The following is a 20188-nucleotide window of genomic DNA, read 5'->3' as shown; positions in this document are numbered from 1 at the left end:
GTTCAGCGCAATTGGTAATGATCCGCGAGCCGATCGAGCGCCAGCGTCAACACCAGCCGCCCGGCGCGCGTCGGCCAGCCCAGCGCGCGTTCGGCTTCGGGCAGGCGCTCTCCGGCGCACACGACGCGCCACAATATGTCCGCAAGCCCACGGCCCACATCCGCGATCGCCGCGTCGAACCGCCGCTTCGCCGCGATCCGCGCCATTGTCGGGTCAACCCCGCCGCCGCCGCCGCCGCCGTCGACCCGCTGCACGCCCCAGCGCATCGTCGTGCCGGGCGGGATCGCGGCACGCTCATAATCCCCGCGCAACCGCTCCCCCGCCTCGCATTGCCGCGCATCGACCAGCCCGCGCGCGGCGAGCCACGACAAGGGCGATTCGGCGACATTCACCCTCACCCGTCGCCCGCGTTCGCCGTCACGGCAATCAACACCCTGACCATCAACGATTTTCTCCACGATTTCCTGCATCATCATCCTTCCGGCCAGCAAATCGCAGCTTGCCATAACGGATGGTTTGTAGGACAGAACTAAAACCAATTTGGTTAGGATTGCGAGATGATAACCGCCATTCGCGAAGTGCGCCGTGCCAAGGGGCTGACGCTGGAGGAGGTCGCCCGCCGCTGTTTCCCGCCGACCACCGCGCAGACGATCGGGCGGCTGGAGATGGGCACGCGCACCGTATCGGTCGCCTGGCTCAATCGCATCGCCGCAGCACTTGAGGTGACGGCGAACGACCTCGTGTCGCTCCCCGAACGCGGCGATCTCGTGGTGGTGGCGACGCTCGGCGCGGATGGCGCGCAAGCGCCGCGCCGCGCCGCGCGGATCGTGCCGCCGCAACCATCGCCCGGCGCGGTCGCCATCACCGTCACCGGCGGAACGGGCGATTATCGCGCGGGCGATGAACTCTGGTGCGACATGCTCGCGCCTGACGCTTTTGCCGGGGCGCTCAATCGGGACGTGCTGGCGCCATTGCCCGCGGGCCGGTTCACCTTCGGGCGGCTGCTCGCGGCAACGGAGAGCGCGATCACCGTCCTGCCGCTTTCTCCCGGTGCGAAGCCGCAAACGGTCTCTGGCGCCGCGTGGCTGGCCTGTGCCGTACGGCTGGTACGCCCGCTTTAGCGCCGGTCAGCGCGCGCCCGGCCCGAACCGCGCGACAAGATCGTAATGCGCACCGAGAAAATGCTGGCGGACGAAGGTGATGCCGGCATCCCCGCGCCAGGTGGAACGCTCGATCACGAGGCAGGGGGTGCCGGCGGCCACGCCCAGCCGCTCCGCAATCACGCCTTGCGCGCCAGCGGCGGCGATCCGCGTTTCCGCCTCTGTCCACGGCACATGGCTGAGCAGCCAGGTGCCGGGGGAGATCGCGACGAACCCCTCCTCCGCCGCTGCGGGCACGCTGGCGAGGCTCACCAGCCGCTGCTCCGCCGCCAGCGGCAAGCCGTCCGCCAGATGCACGCCATCGAGCTGGAGCAATTGCCCCGTTCCCGCCAGCGCGCGCTCCGCCGATGTCTCCGGTGCGCGGACCCGCCGCTCCGCGAGGTGATAGGCATAGGCCTGCCCGCGCGCCGCCACCTGTTGCGCGAGATCGGGAATATCGAGCACCACGGAATGGACGCGCGGGCGGCTGACGAAGGTGCCGGCGCGCTTGCGGCGATCAATCAACCCGCGTTGAGAAAGCTCGCCCAGCGCCTTGCTCACCGTCATCCGCGAACAGCCGTAACGCAGCATCAATTCCTGTTCGACCGGCAGCCGCGCGCCCGCCGGCAACTCGCCGGACAGGATATCGCCGGCGATCTCGCGGACGATCCGGGTGTGGAGCGAACTCACGCGAGCAGCCCGCCCAGGCAATCGGCATAGCGCCGGGCGACCGCGCCGCGCGCGACGTGGCGCCCCCCCGTCACCCGTTTCACCCCGCGCCGCCATACGCAATCGACCACGCCGCGTGCGCTCGCGAAAACCAGGGCATCCGTAAGCGCGGCCCCACCCCGCGCGACGAGCGCCGGGTGGTCACGATCGAGCGAGACGATATCCGCGGCATTGCCCGCCGTGATGCCGCTGGCCACGCCCAGCGCGCGCGCACCGCCATCAACCGCCGCGCGCCACAAGGTGTCGCCGCTCGATCCGCCGCCGCCCAGCAGATTGCGCGCGCGCCGTTCGAGCCGCTGGCCATATTCTAGCAGCCGCAGTTCCTCCGCCGCGTCGATCAGCACGTTCGAATCCGATCCCACGCCAAACCGGCCGCCAGCGGCGCGGAAATCCACCGCCGGGAAGATGCCGTCGCCGAGATTGGCCTCGGTGATCGGGCATAGCCCCGCAACCGCGCCCGATCGCGCCAGCCGTGCGGTTTCCATCGCCGTCATGTGCGTCGCGTGGACGAGGCACCAGCGCGCGTCCACCGCCGCATGGTCGAGCAGCCATTCGACCGGCCGCGCACCGCTCCACGCAAGGCAATCCTCCACCTCGCGCATTTGCTCCGCGATATGGATATGGATCGGCGCCTCGGGCGCCAGCGTCTCCAGCGCGGCGAGTTCCTCGGGCGTCACCGCGCGAAGCGAGTGCGGCGCGATTCCCACCACCGCATCGGGCAATGCGGCGCACGCCGCCCGCGCGCCGTCCAGCAGCAGCGCGAAGCCATCAAGGTCATGCGCGAACCGCGCCTGTCGCTCGCTCAGTGCCGCGCCACCGAACCCGCCATGCGCATAGAATACCGGCAGATGGGTCAGCGCGATTCCCGTCTCCGCCGCCGCCGCCACGATCGCGGCGCTCATCGCGGAACGGTTCGCATAAGGCGCGCCACCGGGGGCGTGGTGTAGGTAATGGAACTCGCCGACACGGGTGAACCCGGCCTCCAGCATCTCGACATAGGCCATCGCGGCGATCGACAGCAGATCATCGGGCGAAACGCGCGTGGCGAAGCGATACATCACCTCGCGCCACGTCCAGAAACTGTCGTCGCCCGGCCCCGCCACCTCGGCCAGCCCCGCCATCCCGCGCTGAAACGCATGGCTGTGCAGGTTCGGCATCCCCGGCAGCGCGATCGCGTGGTGCTCGTCATCCGGCGCTGCCGCAATGCCGCACTGAACCGACAGGATCGCGCCGTCCGCGATCGTCACCCGCACGTCATGCGCCCAGCCATCGGGGAGCATCGCTTCGGCAAAATGCAGCGTCGTCACGATGGTCTCCTGATCGCCTCGCAATAATGTCTATACATTATAACCGGACACTGCAATGATGCGCCGATGGCTGATCGTCTGTGGACCAACGCCCGACTCGCGACGATGACCGGCTCCGGCCTCGGCATCGTGGAGGCTGGCGCAATCGCCTGCACCGAAGGCGTAATCGTCTATGCCGGCCCCGCCGCCGCCGCGCCGCCCGCGCGCGACACGATTGATTGCGCCGGTCGCTGGATCACGCCGGGGCTGATTGATTGCCACACCCATCTCGTCCACGCCGGTGATCGCGCGCACGAATTCGAACTGCGGCTTGCCGGCGCCTCCTATGAGGAGATCGCGCGTGCGGGCGGCGGGATCGTCTCCACGATGCGCGCCACCCGCGCCGCCAGCGAGGATGCGCTGGTCGCCGCCGCGCTCCCCCGGCTCGATGCGCTGATTGCCGAAGGGGTGACGACGATCGAGATCAAATCCGGCTATGGCCTGGAACTCGACAGCGAAGCACGGATGCTGCGCGCCGCGCGCCGACTGGGCGCGGTGCGTGAAGTGAGCGTCACCACCACCTTCCTCGGCGCGCACGCGCTGCCGCCGGAATATGCCGGCGATGCGAACGGCTATATCGCCCAAGTGTGCGACACGATGCTCCCCGCGATCGCGCGCGCGGGGCTGGCCGACGCGGTCGATGCGTTCTGCGAAGGCATCGGCTTCACGCCTGAGCAGACCGAACGCGTCTTCGCCGCCGCCGCGCGCTTCGCGCTGCCGGTGAAGCTTCATGCCGAGCAACTCTCCAATCTCCACGGCGCGGCGTTGGCGGCGCGGCATGGCGCGCTATCCGCCGATCACCTTGAACATCTCGATGAAGCCGGCGTCGCCGCGATGGCCGCCGCCGGCACCGTCGCCACCCTGCTTCCCGGCGCTTTCTATTTCACCCGCGAGACGAGGCTCCCGCCGATCGCCGCGTTGCGCGCCGCCGGGGTGCCGATCGCGATCGCCACCGATTGCAACCCCGGCACATCGCCGCTCACCTCGCTACTGCTCGCGCTCAACATGGCCGCGACCTGTTTCCGCCTGACGGTGGACGAGGCGTTGCGCGGCGTGACCATCAACGCCGCCCGCGCATTGGGTCGCGCCGATACGATCGGCACGCTCGAACCCGGCAAGCAATGCGACCTCGCGATCTGGGACATCCAGCGCCCGGCGGAGCTTGTCTATCGCATCGGTTTCAATCCGCTTCACACCCGCATTCGGAGAGGCAAGTGATCGTTCTTATTCCCGGCCAGGTTCCTTTGGCCGACTGGCGCGCCATCTATCGCGGCGCGCCCGCGAAGCTCCACGCCAGCGCTGCGCCGCGCATCGCGGAAAGCGCCGCCGCTGTCGCGCGGATCATCGCGCGGCACGAGCCGGTTTACGGCATCAACACCGGCTTCGGAAAGCTCGCCAGCGTCAGGATCGGCGACGCGGATCTCGCCACGCTCCAGCGCAATATCGTGCTGAGCCATGCCGCCGGGGTCGGCGCGCCGTCTCCGGCGGGCGTCGTCCGCCTGATGCTCGCGCTCAAGCTCGCCAGCCTCGGTGTCGGCGCGTCCGGCGTGCGCCCGGAGACTATCGCGCTGCTTGAGGCGATGCTGGCAAACGATCTGCTGCCGGTGATCCCGTGCCAGGGCTCGGTCGGCGCGTCGGGCGATCTCGCCCCGCTCGCGCATATGGCCGCCGCGATGATCGGTGAAGGCGAGATGGCCGCGAACGGGGAAACCCTCCCCGCCGCCGAGGCCCTCGCCCGCGCCGGCCTGTCGCCGCTGGAGCTTGGCCCGAAAGAGGGGCTGGCCTTGCTCAACGGCACGCAATTCTCCACCGCGAACGCGCTCGGCGGCCTGTTCGAGACCGAGCGCGTGTTCCAGGCCGCGCTCATCACCGGCGCGCTGTCGACCGAGGCGGCCAAGGGTTCCGACGCGCCGTTCGACGCGCGCATCCACGTGCTGCGCGGCCATGCCGGGCAAATCGCGGTCGGCGATGCGCTACGCGACCTGATGGCGGGCAGCGCGATCCGCGCCAGCCACCGCGAGAATGATCCGCGCGTACAGGATCCCTATTGCCTGCGCTGCCAGCCGCAGGTGATGGGCGCCGCGCTCGATGTGCTGCGCCAGGCAGCGGCGACGCTCACCACCGAGGCGAATGGGGTGAGCGACAACCCGCTGATCTTCCCCGAAACGGACGAGGCGCTGTCGGGCGGCAATTTCCACGCCGAGCCAGTCGCCTTCGCCGCCGACATGATCGCGCTCGCGATCTGCGAGATCGGCAACATCGCCGAACGCCGCATCGCGATGCTGGTCGATCCGGCATTGTCGGGCCTGCCCGCATTCCTCACCCCGCGCCCCGGCCTCAATTCCGGCTTCATGATCCCGCAGGTGACGGCGGCGGCGCTGGTCAGCGAGAACAAGCAGCGCGCCTATCCCGCCTCGGTCGATTCGATTCCCACCTCGGCCAATCAGGAGGATCATGTCTCGATGGCGGCGCACGGCAGCCGCCGCCTGCTGGCGATGGCCGCGAACGCCGCCAACATCATCGGCATCGAGGCGCTGGCCGCCGCGCAGGGCTGTGATTTCCACACCCCGCTCGCCTCGTCCGCCGCGCTGGAGGCGGCGCGCGCCGCGATCCGCGGCGAGGTGCCGACGCTCGACAACGACCGCCACTTCGCCCCCGATATGGAAAAAGCCACCGCGCTGATATCATCGGGCGCGCTGGTTACGGCAAGCGGCTTCGCATTGCCCGGTGTCGTGGCATGACCGGCTGGCTCCATATCCACCGCGGCACCGCGCCGCTGATCGTCGCGATGCCGCACACCGGCACCGATCTCGCGGGGCTTGAGGCGCATTTCGCGTCGCCATGGCTCGCCCGGCGCGATGCGGACTGGCATATCGAGAAGCTCTATGCCTTCGCCGCCGATCTTGGCGCAACGATCGTGCGCACCACCATCTCGCGCAGCGTGATCGACGCGAACCGCGATCCATCGGGCGCCTCGCTCTATCCGGGGCAGGCGACGACCGAGCTTTGCCCCACCACCACGTTTGACGGTGAGCCGCTCTACAGGAACCCCACGCCCGACGCCGCCGAGGTCGCGCGACGCCGCGCTGCATATTTCGATCCCTATCACGCAGCACTCGCCGCCGAGATCGCCCGGCTGCGCGCCAATCACGCCCGCATCGTGCTCTATGACGCGCATTCGATCCGTAGCCGCATCCCGCGCCTGTTCGACGGCGAACTGCCGCAATTCAACATCGGCACCAACGGCGACACTACCTGCGATCCGGCGCTGACCGCCGCCGTCTCTGCCGCCTGCTCGCGCGATCAGATCGTCAACGGTCGCTTCAAGGGCGGCTGGACGACGCGCCATTACGGCCAGCCCGAAAATGGCGTCCACGCGATCCAGATGGAGCTGGCGATCCGTGGCTATGCCGCCGAACCCGCCTTGCCAGGGGAGGCCAACTGGCCGCCCGCTTTCGACCCCGCCTTCGCCGCGCCGCTTTCAGAAACGCTGCGCCATATCCTCAACGCCTGTCTGGATTTCGCGCAATGACCCGTCTCGATCCCACCCGCGTCATCAAGCCCGCCACCGGCACCGCGCTTTCCGCCAAAAGCTGGCTCACCGAAGCGCCCTTGCGGATGCTGATGAACAACCTCCACCCCGATGTCGCCGAGCGACCGGAGGAACTGGTCGTCTATGGCGGGATCGGTCGCGCCGCGCGTGATTGGGAAAGCTACGACAAGATCGTCGAGACGCTCCGGCGGCTGGAGGACGATCAGACGCTGCTGATCCAGTCCGGCAAGCCGGTCGGCGTGTTCCGCACCCACGCCGACGCGCCGCGCGTGCTGATCGCGAACAGCAATCTCGTGCCGAAATGGGCGACCTGGGAGCATTTCGACGAACTCGATCGCAAGGGCCTGGCAATGTATGGCCAGATGACCGCCGGCTCCTGGATCTACATCGGCACGCAGGGCATCGTGCAGGGCACGTATGAGACATTCGTGGAGATGGGGCGCCAGCATTATGGCGGCGATCTTTCGGGCAAATGGCTGCTCACCGCCGGGCTTGGCGGGATGGGCGGCGCGCAGCCGCTCGCAGCAGTGATGGCGGGCGCGTCGTGCCTGGCGATCGAATGCCAGCAGAGCCGGATCGAGATGCGCCTGCGCACCGGCTATCTCGATCGCGCCACCACCAGCCTTGATGAGGCGCTGGAAATCATCGCCAATGCCACGGCGCCGGTATCGGTCGGCCTGCTCGGCAATGCGGCTGAACTACTGCCCGAGATTTATGCGCGCGGGATCCGCCCCGACCTGCTGACCGATCAGACCAGCGCGCACGATCCGGTGAACGGCTATCTTCCCGCCGGCTGGACGGTCGAGCGCTGGATCGCCGTGCGCGAGCAGGATCCGGCGACCGTCGCCGCCGCCGCCCGCGCGTCGATGGCACGGCATGTCGAGGCGATGCTCGCGTTCCAGGCGACGGGCGTGCCGACGGTCGATTACGGCAACAACATCCGTCAGGTGGCGAAGGACGAAGGCGTGACGAACGCCTTCGCCTTCCCCGGCTTCGTGCCGGCCTATATCCGCCCGCTATTCTGTCGCGGCATCGGCCCGTTCCGCTGGGCCGCCCTCTCCGGCGACCCGGAGGATATCTACCGCACCGATGCCAAGGTGAAGGAGTTGCTGCCCGACAACGCCCACCTCCACCGCTGGCTCGACATGGCGCGGGAGCGCATCCACTTTCAGGGCCTGCCCGCCCGCATCTGCTGGGTCGGGCTGGGCGACCGGCACCGGCTCGGCCTCGCGTTCAACGAAATGGTGGCGAGGGGCGAGTTGAAGGCCCCGGTGGTGATCGGGCGCGATCACCTCGATTCCGGTTCCGTCGCCTCCCCCAACCGCGAGACGGAAGCGATGCGCGACGGCTCGGATGCGGTGTCCGACTGGCCCTTGCTCAACGCGCTGCTCAACACCGCCTCGGGCGCGACATGGGTTTCGCTGCATCATGGCGGCGGGGTCGGCATAGGCTATTCGCAGCACGCCGGCATGGTGATCGTAGCAGACGGCACACCCGAGGCAGCACGAAGGCTTGAGCGCGTGTTGTGGAACGATCCCGCAACCGGCGTGATGCGCCACGCGGATGCCGGCTATGATATCGCACTTGATTGCGCGCGGGACAAACGGCTGGATCTTCCCGCGATTATCACCTGATCGCATTTTAACGACTGTCTTGTTCGCCGCCGCGCGCCAAGCGTGGCGGCGTTTCTTTTTCCGCCGATCGCGGCTGAATGAATCAGCTTGATTGTTCGATCTCAAATATTTCAGCGCGGCAACATTTGTATCATATCGGCGCACCGGATCGCGCGCGATGATAGTGTGCAATACAACAAACCTGTCACCGGCGACAGGTTCGGCGTACTGTCCTGCATTGTTAACGCGATAGGGAAATTCCCCATATCTTCAATTGTCGCACGATGACTCGCCCGATGTGGTTTCGCCGCGCGGAATATCTGTACGGACATGGCTGTTCTTGGCATCTGACAATAGTACTTGCCCGCAATCTCTGGCGAGATATTGACGAATGAATGTTCGCTGCTATTGACAATCCCAGAAACTCGCAGGAGCGCCCCATGTCAGAAGAAGCCATCGACACCAACACGGTAGAGCTTGCCACCGAGTTGACCATCGCGTGGTTGTCCAACCCGAATACCCGTGCATCGGGCGAAGATGTGCCCGCATTCCTGAAGAAGATGCATGAAGCGGTCGCCGGCCTTTCCACGGAGGCCGAGTCGGTCAGCGCGCCGGAAGCAGCGGCGGAATATGTCCCGGCGGTTTCGGTGCGCAAATCGCTTGCGTCCAAGGATTTCATCATCTCGATGATCGACGGCAAACAGTATAAGACTTTGCGCCGTCACCTTGCCGGCCAAGGGCTTACTCCGGCAGAATATCGCCAGCGTTATGGGCTGAAGCCGGATTATCCGATGGTTGCGGAAAGCTATTCGGAAGCGCGCCGCGCGATGGCCAAGAAGATCGGCCTGGGCCGCAAGCCGGGCATGAAGCGCAAGGCCGAAGCGGAAAGCGCGCCCTCGGGTCGCGGTCGCCGCAAGGGCGCCCCGCAGGCCGAAGGCTGAGCGTTACGCCCGCTTTCCCCGGCTCTCGGTCGGGAAAGCGGGCGATATCACCCCAGGCGTGCGCGATGCGCCGCGCCGCAAACTATTCGCGCGACCGCGCCTTTTCCCCGTCAGCGAGGCCATCGGAACCGTTCCGATCGTCGTGCGGCGCATCATCGTTGAGAATGCGCAGCGCGGCGCCATCAATGTCGTCGTACTGGCCCGAACGCACCGCCCAGAAGAAGGCCGCCAGCCCGGAAAGGCCAAGGACGAGCGCGATCGGGATGAGAACGCCAACGCTGTTCACCGCGCCGCGCCCCTGAGCCGCATCGCATTGGCGACGACGATCAGCGACGAGCCTGACATCGCCAGCGCCGCGATCAGCGGGGTGACGAAGCCGGCAACGGCCAGCGGCACCGCGAGCACGTTGTAACCGATCGCCAGCGCGAAATTCTGCGCCACCACCCGCATCGTGCGGCGCGCGGCGGAGACCGCGACCGGCACCGCCATCAACCGCCCGCCGACGAACACGAGATCCGCCGCCATCTGCCCCACGTCGCTGGCGGTCGCCGGCGCCATCGAGACATAGGCCGCCTTGAGCGCCGGCCCGTCGTTGATCCCGTCCCCCACCATCAGCACGCGTCGCCCGTCCGCCTCAGCGGCGCGAACGATGGCATATTTGTCTTGCGGCGTCGCGCGCGCCCGGCCGGGGATGCCGAGCGCAGCGGCCAGCGCATCGACCACAGCCGGGGCGTCGCCCGAAACCATCTCCGGCGCCAGCCCCGCCGCGCCAAGCCGCGCGAGCGCCGCCGCCGCATCATCGCGCGCGCGATCGGCGACGCGGATTTCGTGCGACACGCCGCCACCGATACGAAACACGATCGAGGCATCGTCGCTCGCCGGGCCAGCCCAGCCCGGTCGGCCAAGTCGCACCGCGACGCCGCGCGCCGCGCCGCGCACACCCAGCCCGGCTTCCTCGACGATATCCGTGACCGGCGCGGTCGCTTCGTCGACCAGCGCCGCCGCCGCCGCCATCGCGGCAGGATGGCGGCTGGCGCGCGCCAGCGCGTGAAGAATGGCGCGTTCGTCCGCGGCATCGGGCAGCCCGCCCATCACCACCGGGCGCCCGAGCGTGATCGTCCCCGTCTTGTCGAGCAGCGCCACATCGGCCTTCGCCAGCCGCTCCAGCGCCGAACCGTCCTTCACCAGCACCCCGGCACGCATCAGCGCGCCCGAGGCGACGACCTGCGCCACCGGCACCGCAAGGCCGAGCGCGCACGGGCAGGTTATAATCAGCACCGCCACCGCATTGGTCAGCGCGACATGCCACCCCGCCCCCGCGATCAGCCAGCCGGCGAGCGTCAGCGCGGCAAGGGTGTGCACCGCCGGCGCATAAAGGCGCGAGGCCCGGTCCGCGATCCGCATATAGGCCGATTTGGCCTGGCCCGCGCTTTCCATCAGGCGCGCGATATCGGCAATCGCGGTCGCCTCGCCCGCGCGCGTCACCCTGACGGTAAGCGGCGCGGCGAGGTTGACGGTGCCCGCCAGCACCTCCGCGCCGGGCGCCACCGGCTCGGCGATGCTTTCCCCGGTAACCAGCGAGCGATCGACCGCGCTCTCGCCGTGCTCGACAATGCCGTCCGCCGCGATCCGCTCCCCCGCCGCGACGAGCAGCCGCATTCCCGGCGCCAGTTCGGCGATCGCGCGGCGCTGGTGCCCGCCATCGCGCGCGATCACCGTCGCCTCCGCCGGCAAGCGGCGCAGCAGCGCATCGACCCCACCGCGCGCGCGATCGCGCATCACGCTGTCGAGAAAGCGCCCGCCGAGCAGGAAGAACAGCAGCATGACGACGCCATCGAAATAGGCGTGCGCCCCACCGAGCGCGGTTTCGTAAAGACTCATCGCGAGCGCCACGAGCACCCCGATCGAGATCGGCACATCCATGTTGGTGCGCCCGCGCTTGAGCGCCCCCCACGCGCTCGTGAAGAAGACGCGCCCGGAATAAGCGACCGTCGGCAGCGCGATCAGCGCGGAGAGCCAGTGGAACAATTGCCGCGTCGCGCCGTCCGCGCCGGACCATACCGCCACCGACAACAGCATGATGTTCATCATCGCGAAGCCGGCGACCGCCATCGCGAGCACCAGCCGGCGCGATTCGCGTTTGCCGCTGTCGGTCGCGTCTCCAGCGAAAGCGTGCGCGGTGAAGCCCATCTGGTCGATCGCGCCGATCAGCCTGTCTTCGGCGATTTCGTCAAGATGGTCGATGCGCACCCGGCGATTGGTGAAATTGACCCGCGCGGCGGCCACGCCGGGCAGCGCGGCAAGCCCCTGCTCCAGCTTGGCGATGCAACCCGCACAGCGCATCCCCTCCACCACGAAGGTGGAGGTGGCGAGCGGCTGCGCGGCCACCGGACGGGCCGGTGCGCTCACATCCGCACCTCATCCTCGAAACGCAGCCGCTCGGCCCCACGCGCGCCGATGATCTCGATCAGCCAGCGCCCCGGCGGCAGCGGCTGATCGGCGAGGTAGCGCGCGGCAGCGGCATCCCAGCGCAATGTCAGCTTTTGATCGGGCGCGCGGCCAAGCGGGTGGCGCGCGGTGGCGGTCAGCGCCGCATCGGCCACCGCGTCGCCGCGCCGCGTCAGCGCGATCGCAAGCCGCCCCGCCGCCGCCGCCGGCACCGCGCGCCACCCCGCCTTATCCTGCGCGCGCGCCTCGGCTAGCCAGCGATCGTAATGCTGGCTCGCGACATAGCTGTTCTCCACCACCACGCCGCCAAAGGTGGTGGCGGCGAAGGTCGCCATCGTCACGTTCACCGCGATCACCACGCCGAAGAAAGCGACGAGGATCGCGGCCATGTGCCATCCGGTGAAGCGGCGGATCATGGATTGGCCTCCGGGCGTTCGAAATAGCTGCTGTCGCTGGCGGCGGCTTTCCTGTCGTCAACGGCGGTCGCGGTGAACAGCAATGCGCTGCGCTGCGGCCCTTGCGCGGGGGCGATCACGAACACCTGCGCCTTGCCGACGCGGTCAGCGGGCACGGTGATCGTCACCGTCCTGCCCGCCGTTTCGCGCGATCCGCCATCGGTCCACATCCGCGCGTCGATGCCGGACAGCGTCACCACGAAGTCGCGCGGGCGCCCCTCCATGTTGCGCAGCTTCACGGTATAGGTGTTGCGGATCGCTCCGTCGGACAGCCGCACCCACAACGGATTACGCGTCTGGAGCACGCTCACCCCCATGTGCGTGCGCGTGCCGAGCGCGAACAACATGCCGCAGCCGATGCCGGCCCAGATCATGAAATAGACGATCGTGCGCGGGCGCAGCAGCCGCTTCATCGGCGGCACCGGCATTTCGCCGGCGCGGGCGCGCTTCATATCGGCTTCGGTGGTGTAACCGATCAGGCGCGTCGAGCGATCGACCTTCTCCATGATCTCGTCGCACGCGTCGATGCACAGGCCGCAGGTGATGCAGCCGATCTGCGGGCCTTCGCGAATGTCGATCCCGGTCGGGCAGACCGCGACGCAGGCGTTGCAGTCGATACAGTCTCCGACCTTCTCGCCCTGCGCCATGCGGACGAGCGAGGAGGCGGCCTCCGCCTCATGCGCCTGCGCGCGCTTCAGGCCGTGCGTACGCGGTTCGCCGCGCCAGTCCTTGTAGGTGACGGTGAGCGACTTCTCGTCCATCATCGCGGACTGGATGCGCGGCCACGGGCACATATAGATGCACACCTGCTCGCGCAGGAACCCGCCGAGCGTGAAGGTGGTGCAGGTAAGGATGCCGACCGTCGAATAAGCGACGAACGGCGCGGTGCCGGTCAGGAACTCGCGCGCCAGCGTCGGCGCGTCGGCGAAATAGAAGATCCACGCGCCGCCGGTCGACATGGCGATCAGCAGCCAGATGGCGAATTTCGTGCCGCGTCTGGCGATCTTCTCCACGCCCCAGGGCGCGCGATCCAGCCGGATCTGCGCGTTGCGATCGCCTTCGATCGCGCGCTCGACATGGACGAACAGGTCGGTCCACACCGTCTGCGGGCAGGCATAGCCGCACCATGCGCGCCCCACCGCCGAGGTGACGAGGAACAACCCCACCGCCGCCATGATGAGCAGGCCGACGACATAATAGAATTCGTTCGGCCAGATCTCGATCGAGAACATGTAGAAGCGGCGGTGCGCCAGATCGACCAGCACCGCCTGATCGGGGGCATAGGCCCCGCGATCCCAGCGCAGCCACGGCGTGACGTAATAGATCGCCAGCGTCACCGCCATGATCGCCCATTTCAGGCGGCGGAAGATGCCGTCGACGCGGCGCGGGAAAACCTTGCGCCGCGCCTCGAAAAGCCGTGGCCGCGGATCGAGCGCGATGTCAGCGCTCGGCATTGCCGCCCGCCTGCGCCGGCGCCGGCGCCGGATTGGCCTCGCCGCCGCCCAGCGAATGGACATAGACCGCCAGCATCTTGATCGTCGCCGGATCGAGCCGGTGCCCCCATGCCGGCATGATGCCGTAGCGCGCATTGTTGACCGTGTGGACCAGCGTGTCGCGATCGCCGCCATAGAGCCAGATCGCGTCGGTCAGGTTCGGCGCGCCCATCGCGCGGTCGCCCTTGCCTTGCGCGCCGTGGCAGACCGCGCAATTGTTCGCGAACAGCGCCTTGCCGCGCTTCGCCGCGGCGCTCGCCGTCTCCTGATGCGAGATGTAGCGCACGTAGGACACCACGTCCTCCACCTCGCCGGGATTGAGGATGCCGTCGCGCCCGAACGCGGGCATCTGCGACATGCGGGTGTCGGCGTCGCCCGGCTCGCGGATACCGTGGGTGATCGTCTGCTGGATCGTCTTGAGATCGCCGCCCCACAGCCAGTCGTCGTCGTTGAGGTTGGGATAACCCTTGCCCCCCGCCGCGCCCGAACCATGGCATTGCACGCAATAGACCTTGAACGCGGAGCGCCCGCCCTCCACCGCCGCCGCCAGAAGCTTCGGATCGGACGGAATTCGCTCGATCGGGGTTTTCGCCAGCGCGGCCATGATCGGCGCGCGGCGGGCATTCTCCTGCGCGGTTTCCCGCGCGAGCTGCCCCTGGCTCGTCCAGCCCCAGATGCCCGGCGTCGCGCCGTGGATCAGCGGCCAGGCGGGATAGACGATGCAATAGCCGATCGCGAACACCACCGACGCCCACAGGCCGAACAGCCACCAGCGCGGCATCGGTGTGTCGAGTTCCTCGATCCCGTCCCATTCGTGGCCGACGGTGCTGGTGCCGGTCGCGGTGTCGATGCGCTTGTTGTCAGCCATTTTCGGCCTCGTCGAAGATGCTGTTGGCGGCGCGGCGGTTCGCGGCGCGATTGCGCGGCAGGAAGGCCCAGCCGATCAGCACGGCGAACACGCCGACCATGACGACCAGCCCATAGCCGTCGGCGAGATGGCGCATCGTGTCATAGGTGCTCATTTCGTCGCCTCCCGCGCGCTCGCCGATTTGAAGTCGATCTGCGTGCCCAGCCCCTGAAGATAGGCGACCAGCGCGTCCATTTCGGTGATCCGGCCCGGATCGCCGTCGAAATCGCGCGCCTGCACCCTGGGATAGCGCCTGGCGAGCCCGGCGGTGTCGCCCTCGCCGAAGCCTTGCGTCCGCGCGTCCTCGTCGGCCTTGGCGATATCCTCGTCGGTATAGGGCACGCCGACCTTGCGCAGCGCGGCGAGATCCGCGCCCAGCCGGCTCGTGTCGAGGTTGCGATTCGCGAGGAAGGCGTATTTCGGCATGATCGATTCGGGCACGACCGACTGCGGATTCTTCATGTGCTGGACATGCCATTCATCCGAATAACGCCCGCCGACGCGCGCCAGATCAGGCCCGGTGCGTTCCGATCCCCATTGGAACGGGTGATCGTACATGCTCTCCGCCGCGAGGCTGTAATGGCCGTAACGCTCCACTTCGTCGCGGAACGGGCGGATCATCTGGCTGTGGCAGCCGTAGCAGCCCTCACGAATGTAGATATTCCGCCCCGCCAGTTCGAGCGGGGTATAGGGCCGCACGCCCTCGACATGCTTCACGGTGGATTCGATCCAGAACAAAGGCGCGATCTCGACGATCCCGCCGATCGCGACCACGACCAGCGAAAGCGCGCCCAGCAAGGTGACGTTGCGTTCGATCTTCTTGTGGCGATTTGCCCAGGCAGCCATGTCTCGGCTCCTCCTTATCGAGCTTCGGCGGGGACGAGCGGGCGATCGCGCGCGGGATCATAGGCTGCCGTGGTCATCGGCGCCTCCTCGCGTATCCGCCCGCGGATTGTCATCCACACGTTCCAGACCATGAGGAGGCCGCCGGTGAGGAACAAGCCGCCGCCCAGAGTGCGGATCAGGTAATAGGGGTGGAGCGCCGCCACCACCTCGGCGAACGAATAGACCAGATAGCCGTCGTCACCATATTCGCGCCACATCAGCCCCTGCATGACGCCCGCCACCCACATCGACGAGGCGTAGAGCACGATGCCGAGCGTGGCGCACCAGAAGTGCCAGTTCACCATGCGCAGCGAATAGAGCCGTTCCCGCCCCCACAGGCGCGGCGCGAGATAATAGACCGCCGCGAAGGTTATCATGCCGTTCCAGCCCAAAGCGCCCGAATGGACGTGCCCGATCGTCCAGTTGGTATAATGGCTGAGCGAGTTGACGCTCTTTACCGACATCATCGGCCCCTCGAACGTCGCCATGCCGTAGAAGGCGAGCGCGAACACCATCATGCGGATGATCGGATCGGTGCGGATCTTGTCCCACGCGCCGTTGAGCGTCATCAGGCCGTTTATCATCCCGCCCCAGCTCGGCATCCACAGCACGACCGAAAAGACCATGCCCAGCGTCTGCGCCCAATCGGGCAGCGCGGTGTAATGCAGATGGTGTGGCCCCGCCCAGATGTAGAGGAAGATCAGCGACCAGAAATGCACGATCGACAGGCGATAGCTGTAGATCGGCCGCTCCGCCTGCTTCGGCACGAAGTAATACATCATCGCCAGGAACGGCACGGTGAGGAAGAACGCCACCGCATTGTGCCCGTACCACCATTGCGTCAGCGCATCCTGCACGCCGGAGAAGGCCGAATAGGATTTCGACCCGACGAGGCTGACCGGCATCGACAGGTTGTTCACGATGTGCAGCATCGCGATCGTGATGATGAAGCTCAGGTAGAACCAGTTGGCGACATAGATGTGCGGTTCGGACCGGCGGATCACCGTGCCGCCGAACACGATCAGATAAGCGACCCACACGATCGTCAGCCAGATGTCGACATACCATTCGGGCTCGGCATATTCGCGCGCCTCGGTGATGCCCATGACATAGCCGGTGGCGGCCAGCACGATGAACAACTGATACCCCCAGAACACGAAGTTCGCGAGGTTCGGCCAGAACAGCCGCACGCGGCAGGTGCGCTGCACGACGTAGAAGCTGGTGGCGATCAGCGCATTGCCCCCGAACGCGAACACCACCGCGGAGGTGTGCAGCGGCCGGATACGCCCGAAATTGATGTATTCGCCAAGGTTCAGTTGCGGGAAGGTCAATTGCGCGGCGATCAGCACGCCGACGAGGAAGCCGACGATGCCCCAGAACACCGTGGCGATCACGCCCCAGCGGATCACATCGTCATAATATTGCCCGGCGGTTGCCGGCGAAACGCGCGGCCCCATGCCTTCCCTCGGCTTGGCGCCCAGCCCGCGCACCGCGACGAAGAACGCGGCGGCGGCGGCGATCCCCATGTGCACCGCGAAGCCGCCATCCACCGCGGTCGCCGCGGCGAACACCGCAAGCAGCGCGAGGAACAGCCACCCGGCGGACGCGCTGATATCGTTTGCCATTCGCTTTACCTCGTTGCGCAAGATGCCGGGCCGGTTGGCAATCCGGCCGCTTATCCTCGGGGAATCAGAAAAAGGGTGCCGAACGCTTCCCCCTTGTCAGCGCCCGGCGCGCCGACGTTGCGAGAGGCGGCGGGCGCTTTCATTGATCTGGATCAATTACAGGAAATGTCCCGGCGATGGCGGTGAGCCGTGCGCGATCGGGCACCGTGCACTCGCGCGCGTTGACAAGCGTGATCGCCCCTTCCGCCCGCAAACGGCCAAACTGGCGGCTTACCGTCTCCACGGTGAGGCCCAGGAAATTCGCGACTTCCCGTCGGCGCAAGGGAATCCGCACCGGCTTTCCATCCGCGCGCGAAGCGAAATCGAGGATGAACCCGGCCACCCGTTCCCGCGCGCTGGCGTGAGCGAGCATGTGCAGGCGCCCGCGCGCGCGCTCGAACGCGCCAATCGTGCGCTCCAGCAGCATCCGGCGCATCGCCGGAAAGGCATCCAGCGCATCGGTGAACGGGAGCTGCGAAAACGAACATATCTCCGTCTCGGCCAGCGCGATCGCCGTCACATCCTGCTCGCGCGGGCAAGGCGCGCCGAGGAAGTCTCCGGCGAACAGCAAATCCACGATCTGCTCGCGCCCGTCGTCCGCGCGGATCGACAGCTTGAACGCGCCGGACACGATATTGGCGCGCACGTCGCAATAGTTGTCGAGGCGATCCCCCGCGGGAATTATATGCCGCGATCGACCGGCATGGAGCAGCGCCAGTTCGCGGTCCTCCAACGCCGCGCACAGCGAGGCACCCCGCACCGGGCATGTCCGGCATTGCCGCGCGGGCGCCGCACGCGCCTCATTGGCGCGTTGATACCTGGCGCATCGTTCAGCCGGCGTCGTCGGCATCGCAGCAATTCGCGCGCTTGCGCGGGTTGACCGCATGGCAACCGCAGGCACCATCGTCGCGCCGTGGCTGCTGTCGCGGCGTGTGCGGCAGCCTGATCTCCATGCCGGGCCGACCGCAGATTCCGATCATCGCCGGCGCCGGCTCCGCCGCAGCCTGCAACGGAACGGCGGCAAGGGCGCATATCGCCGCGATGCCGGGCACGGCCAGGCAGCGACTATACCGCACTGCTGAACCGCGTTGCGCTATGCTGGCGATAAGGATCAATCGTCGCGGCGATCGCGCGCGCATAAGGCGTCGCTTCCGGCGTCAGCGCCAGCCGCTCTCCCATCCGGGTGACGAGCCCGCGCGCGACAAAGGGCGCAAGGCGTTCACCGATCGCGGCGAGATCGGGCAAGCCGGTGAGATCGGCGCTGCCCCGGCAGAGCAGTTGCTCGATCGCCCGCGCGCGCCAACGGTCAACCCGGCTGCGCCGGATACCGCGCGCGACCGCGAGGCCACCACCGGCGATGCGCAGGTGATAGCGACCGCTATTCTTTTCGTTCTGGGCCAGCAGGCCGGGGAACATGCTGATCGCAGACGCGCCCAGCCCGATGAGCACGTCGGCGGGGTCGTCAGTGAATCCCTGAAAATTGCGCCGCAGCGTCCCCGCGCGCGCCGCCAGCGCAAGGGGATCGCCAGCCTGCGCGAAATGGTCAAAGCCGATCGGGCGCCAGCCTGCCTCGACCAGCCGCTGGTGGGCCGCCTCCGCCTGCCGGAACCGCGCCTCCGATCCCGGCAGCGCGTCCGCGTCGATCCGGCGCTGGCGCGGGATCAGATGCGGGACATGGGCATAACCGAATACCGCCAGCCGATCCGGTTGCATATCAAGCGCGGTGTCGATCGTGTCGAGCAACAGCCGCGTGTCCTGCCCCGGCAGGCCATACATCAGATCGAAATTGATCGAATTCACCCCCGTCGCGCGCAACCGGGCGGCGACATCGGCGATCATTTCCACCGGCTGGATGCGGCCGATCGCCCGTTGCAGGGCGGGCGAGAAGGTCTGCACGCCGAGGCTGGCGCGCGTCACGCCCGCGCTGGCCAATGCTTCGTCCCAGCCGGGCTCGAACCGGCGCGGATCGAGTTCCACCGACACGATGGCATCGGCGCAATCGAACGCGGCGCGGACTTCGCCCAGCAGCGCGGCGAACTGCGCGGGCGTCAGCGCATTGGGGCTGCCCCCACCGAACGCGATCCGGCCCACGCGGCCACGCCCGCCCAATCGGCGCGCGAGCAGCCGGATTTCGCCGATCAGCCGCTCAAGATAGGCGGCCACGCGCCCGGTGCGGTTCGCCGCGCCGGTGTTGCACCCGCAATACCAGCAGATCTCGTGGCAATAAGGGATGTGCAGATAAAGCGAGACGGGCGTGCCCGCGCCAACGCCGTCCAGCGCCGCTTCCACATGGTGCGCGGCGATATCGCCGAATTCGGCCGCTGTCGGGAAGCTGGTATAACGCGGCACCGGCGTCGCGAGCAGATCGGGGTGATAGGTCCACATACGAATGAATTATGCGGCTCGGTGCCAACTTCATTTGATTTCGATCAATTAGGCGACCGGAAAATTCGTCTCACGGGCAGCTTCCGAAATCTTGCCCGCACGCCGACGATGCCTACGCCCGATGGCACGAGAACTGGAATCGCGCTGGCGGATTTGATTGCTCCCATGGGCCCCGGCTGCTAGCCTTATCGCATGTCAAGCTGCGACCTGTGCGCCATCAGAAACCGCGCGATTTGCTCCGCGCTGGACGCCAGGGAGATGGAGGCACTCAACGCGATCGGGCGCCGCCAGCAACTCGCCGCCGGGGAATCGCTGATCTGGGAAGGCGAGGATTCGCTCCGGGTGGCGAATGTCGTCGAAGGGATGCTCAAGCTTTCCTCCGGCACGCGCGACGGGCGCGAGCAGATCGTCGGCCTGGTCTATCCGGCGGACTTCATCGGGCGCCCGTTCGCCGCCACATCCAGCCACGAAGTGACCGCGCTGACCGACGCGCGCGTCTGCGTTTTCAATCGCCGCGATTTCGATGCCTTCGCGCGCGAACATCCGGCGCTGGAGCACAAGCTGCTCGAATATACGCTCTCATGACTGCCATCTGCGTTACAAGGCGAGTTTACGCGTCCGCTGGCCTTT

General features: G+C 67.5%; 20 protein-coding genes and 1 pseudogene. 8 read left to right on the top strand and 13 right to left on the bottom strand.

The features are described 5' to 3' along the window. Window positions 1-2: 2 nt before the first annotated feature. Window positions 3-470, bottom strand: coding sequence for a DUF6456 domain-containing protein (locus Q0316_RS00395; RefSeq protein WP_298668013.1), 468 nt, complete (start codon window positions 468-470; stop codon window positions 3-5). Between the two features lie 87 nt (window positions 471-557). Here Q0316_RS00395 and Q0316_RS00390 point away from each other — a divergent pair, with 87 nt between their 5' ends. After that, complete coding sequence (locus Q0316_RS00390) at window positions 558-1121, top strand: helix-turn-helix transcriptional regulator (RefSeq protein WP_298667981.1); 564 nt, start codon at window positions 558-560, stop codon at window positions 1119-1121. Between the two features lie 6 nt (window positions 1122-1127). On the opposite strand, the gene Q0316_RS00385 is transcribed toward Q0316_RS00390, so the two are convergent. After that, entirely contained in the window at window positions 1128-1829 is a 702-nt protein-coding gene (locus tag Q0316_RS00385) for a UTRA domain-containing protein (protein WP_298667978.1), read from the bottom strand. After that, window positions 1826-3175 (bottom strand): formimidoylglutamate deiminase, encoded by a 1350-nt coding sequence (locus Q0316_RS00380; RefSeq protein WP_298667975.1) that lies wholly within the window; start codon window positions 3173-3175, stop codon window positions 1826-1828. The genes Q0316_RS00385 and Q0316_RS00380 overlap by 4 nt, the downstream gene beginning before the upstream one ends. Before the next feature lie 66 nt (window positions 3176-3241). Here Q0316_RS00380 and hutI point away from each other — a divergent pair, with 66 nt between their 5' ends. The 5 genes from hutI (at window position 3242) to Q0316_RS00355 (ending at window position 9321) form a co-directional block, all read left to right on the top strand. Next, on the top strand, window positions 3242-4432 hold the full coding sequence (gene hutI / locus Q0316_RS00375; RefSeq protein WP_298667972.1) for an imidazolonepropionase: 1191 nt from the start codon (window positions 3242-3244) through the stop codon (window positions 4430-4432). Then, on the top strand, window positions 4429-5955 hold the full coding sequence (gene hutH / locus Q0316_RS00370) for a histidine ammonia-lyase (RefSeq protein ID WP_298667969.1): 1527 nt from the start codon (window positions 4429-4431) through the stop codon (window positions 5953-5955). Before hutI ends, hutH begins: the two co-directional genes overlap by 4 nt. Beyond that, on the top strand, window positions 5952-6746 hold the full coding sequence (hutG, locus tag Q0316_RS00365; RefSeq protein WP_298667966.1) for an N-formylglutamate deformylase: 795 nt from the start codon (window positions 5952-5954) through the stop codon (window positions 6744-6746). The genes hutH and hutG overlap by 4 nt, the downstream gene beginning before the upstream one ends. Further along, the gene (gene hutU / locus Q0316_RS00360; RefSeq protein ID WP_298667963.1) at window positions 6743-8401 is read left to right on the top strand and encodes a urocanate hydratase; all 1659 of its coding nucleotides are present in this window, start codon (window positions 6743-6745) and stop codon (window positions 8399-8401) included. The genes hutG and hutU overlap by 4 nt, the downstream gene beginning before the upstream one ends. Before the next feature lie 419 nt (window positions 8402-8820). Beyond that, complete coding sequence (locus tag Q0316_RS00355) at window positions 8821-9321, top strand: MucR family transcriptional regulator (protein ID WP_298667960.1); 501 nt, start codon at window positions 8821-8823, stop codon at window positions 9319-9321. Window positions 9322-9403: 82 nt separating this feature from the next. Here Q0316_RS00355 and ccoS read toward each other — a convergent pair whose 3' ends face one another. The 9 genes from ccoS to Q0316_RS00310 form a co-directional block, all read right to left on the bottom strand. After that, the gene (gene ccoS, locus Q0316_RS00350; RefSeq protein ID WP_298667957.1) at window positions 9404-9607 is read right to left on the bottom strand and encodes a cbb3-type cytochrome oxidase assembly protein CcoS; all 204 of its coding nucleotides are present in this window, start codon (window positions 9605-9607) and stop codon (window positions 9404-9406) included. Next, window positions 9604-11730: a heavy metal translocating P-type ATPase gene (locus Q0316_RS00345; protein ID WP_298667953.1), complete on the bottom strand. Its 2127-nt coding sequence runs from the start codon at window positions 11728-11730 to the stop codon at window positions 9604-9606. The genes ccoS and Q0316_RS00345 overlap by 4 nt, the downstream gene beginning before the upstream one ends. Further along, entirely contained in the window at window positions 11727-12185 is a 459-nt protein-coding gene (locus tag Q0316_RS00340; RefSeq protein ID WP_298667950.1) for a FixH family protein, read from the bottom strand. Before Q0316_RS00340 ends, Q0316_RS00345 begins: the two co-directional genes overlap by 4 nt. Next, window positions 12182-13678: a cytochrome c oxidase accessory protein CcoG gene (ccoG, locus tag Q0316_RS00335; protein WP_298667947.1), complete on the bottom strand. Its 1497-nt coding sequence runs from the start codon at window positions 13676-13678 to the stop codon at window positions 12182-12184. The genes Q0316_RS00340 and ccoG overlap by 4 nt, the downstream gene beginning before the upstream one ends. Next, window positions 13665-14585, bottom strand: coding sequence for a cytochrome-c oxidase, cbb3-type subunit III (ccoP, locus tag Q0316_RS00330; protein WP_298667945.1), 921 nt, complete (start codon window positions 14583-14585; stop codon window positions 13665-13667). Before ccoP ends, ccoG begins: the two co-directional genes overlap by 14 nt. Next, window positions 14578-14739, bottom strand: coding sequence for a CcoQ/FixQ family Cbb3-type cytochrome c oxidase assembly chaperone (locus Q0316_RS00325; RefSeq protein WP_298667942.1), 162 nt, complete (start codon window positions 14737-14739; stop codon window positions 14578-14580). Before Q0316_RS00325 ends, ccoP begins: the two co-directional genes overlap by 8 nt. Next, window positions 14736-15470: a cytochrome-c oxidase, cbb3-type subunit II gene (gene ccoO / locus Q0316_RS00320; RefSeq protein WP_298667940.1), complete on the bottom strand. Its 735-nt coding sequence runs from the start codon at window positions 15468-15470 to the stop codon at window positions 14736-14738. The genes Q0316_RS00325 and ccoO overlap by 4 nt, the downstream gene beginning before the upstream one ends. A gap of 14 nt (window positions 15471-15484) precedes the next feature. Continuing rightward, a complete protein-coding gene (ccoN, locus tag Q0316_RS00315; RefSeq protein WP_298667937.1) occupies window positions 15485-17134 on the bottom strand; it encodes a cytochrome-c oxidase, cbb3-type subunit I in 1650 nt (549 codons plus the stop codon). Window positions 17135-17273: 139 nt separating this feature from the next. Next, window positions 17274-17933: a Crp/Fnr family transcriptional regulator gene (locus Q0316_RS00310; protein ID WP_298667934.1), complete on the bottom strand. Its 660-nt coding sequence runs from the start codon at window positions 17931-17933 to the stop codon at window positions 17274-17276. Between the two features lie 124 nt (window positions 17934-18057). On the opposite strand from Q0316_RS00310, the gene Q0316_RS00305 reads away from it, so the two are divergent. Next, entirely contained in the window at window positions 18058-18255 is a 198-nt protein-coding gene (locus Q0316_RS00305; RefSeq protein WP_298667931.1) for a hypothetical protein, read from the top strand. On the opposite strand, the gene hemN is transcribed toward Q0316_RS00305, so the two are convergent. Continuing rightward, a complete protein-coding gene (gene hemN, locus Q0316_RS00300) occupies window positions 18239-19558 on the bottom strand; it encodes an oxygen-independent coproporphyrinogen III oxidase (RefSeq protein ID WP_298667928.1) in 1320 nt (439 codons plus the stop codon). The two genes, Q0316_RS00305 and hemN, sit on opposite strands and share 17 nt — an antisense overlap. 192 nt (window positions 19559-19750) lie before the next feature. On the opposite strand from hemN, the pseudogene Q0316_RS00295 reads away from it, so the two are divergent. Next, window positions 19751-20137: pseudogene (locus tag Q0316_RS00295) on the top strand (Crp/Fnr family transcriptional regulator); the annotation flags it as partial. Window positions 20138-20188: the final 51 nt, after the last annotated feature.

It is taken from the genome of uncultured Sphingomonas sp. (assembly GCF_937871615.1).
Taxonomy (GTDB): Bacteria; Pseudomonadota; Alphaproteobacteria; order Sphingomonadales; family Sphingomonadaceae; genus Sphingomonas.
Note: the sequence above shows the minus strand (reverse complement) of the source record. Positions and strands in the feature narration are given on the sequence as shown.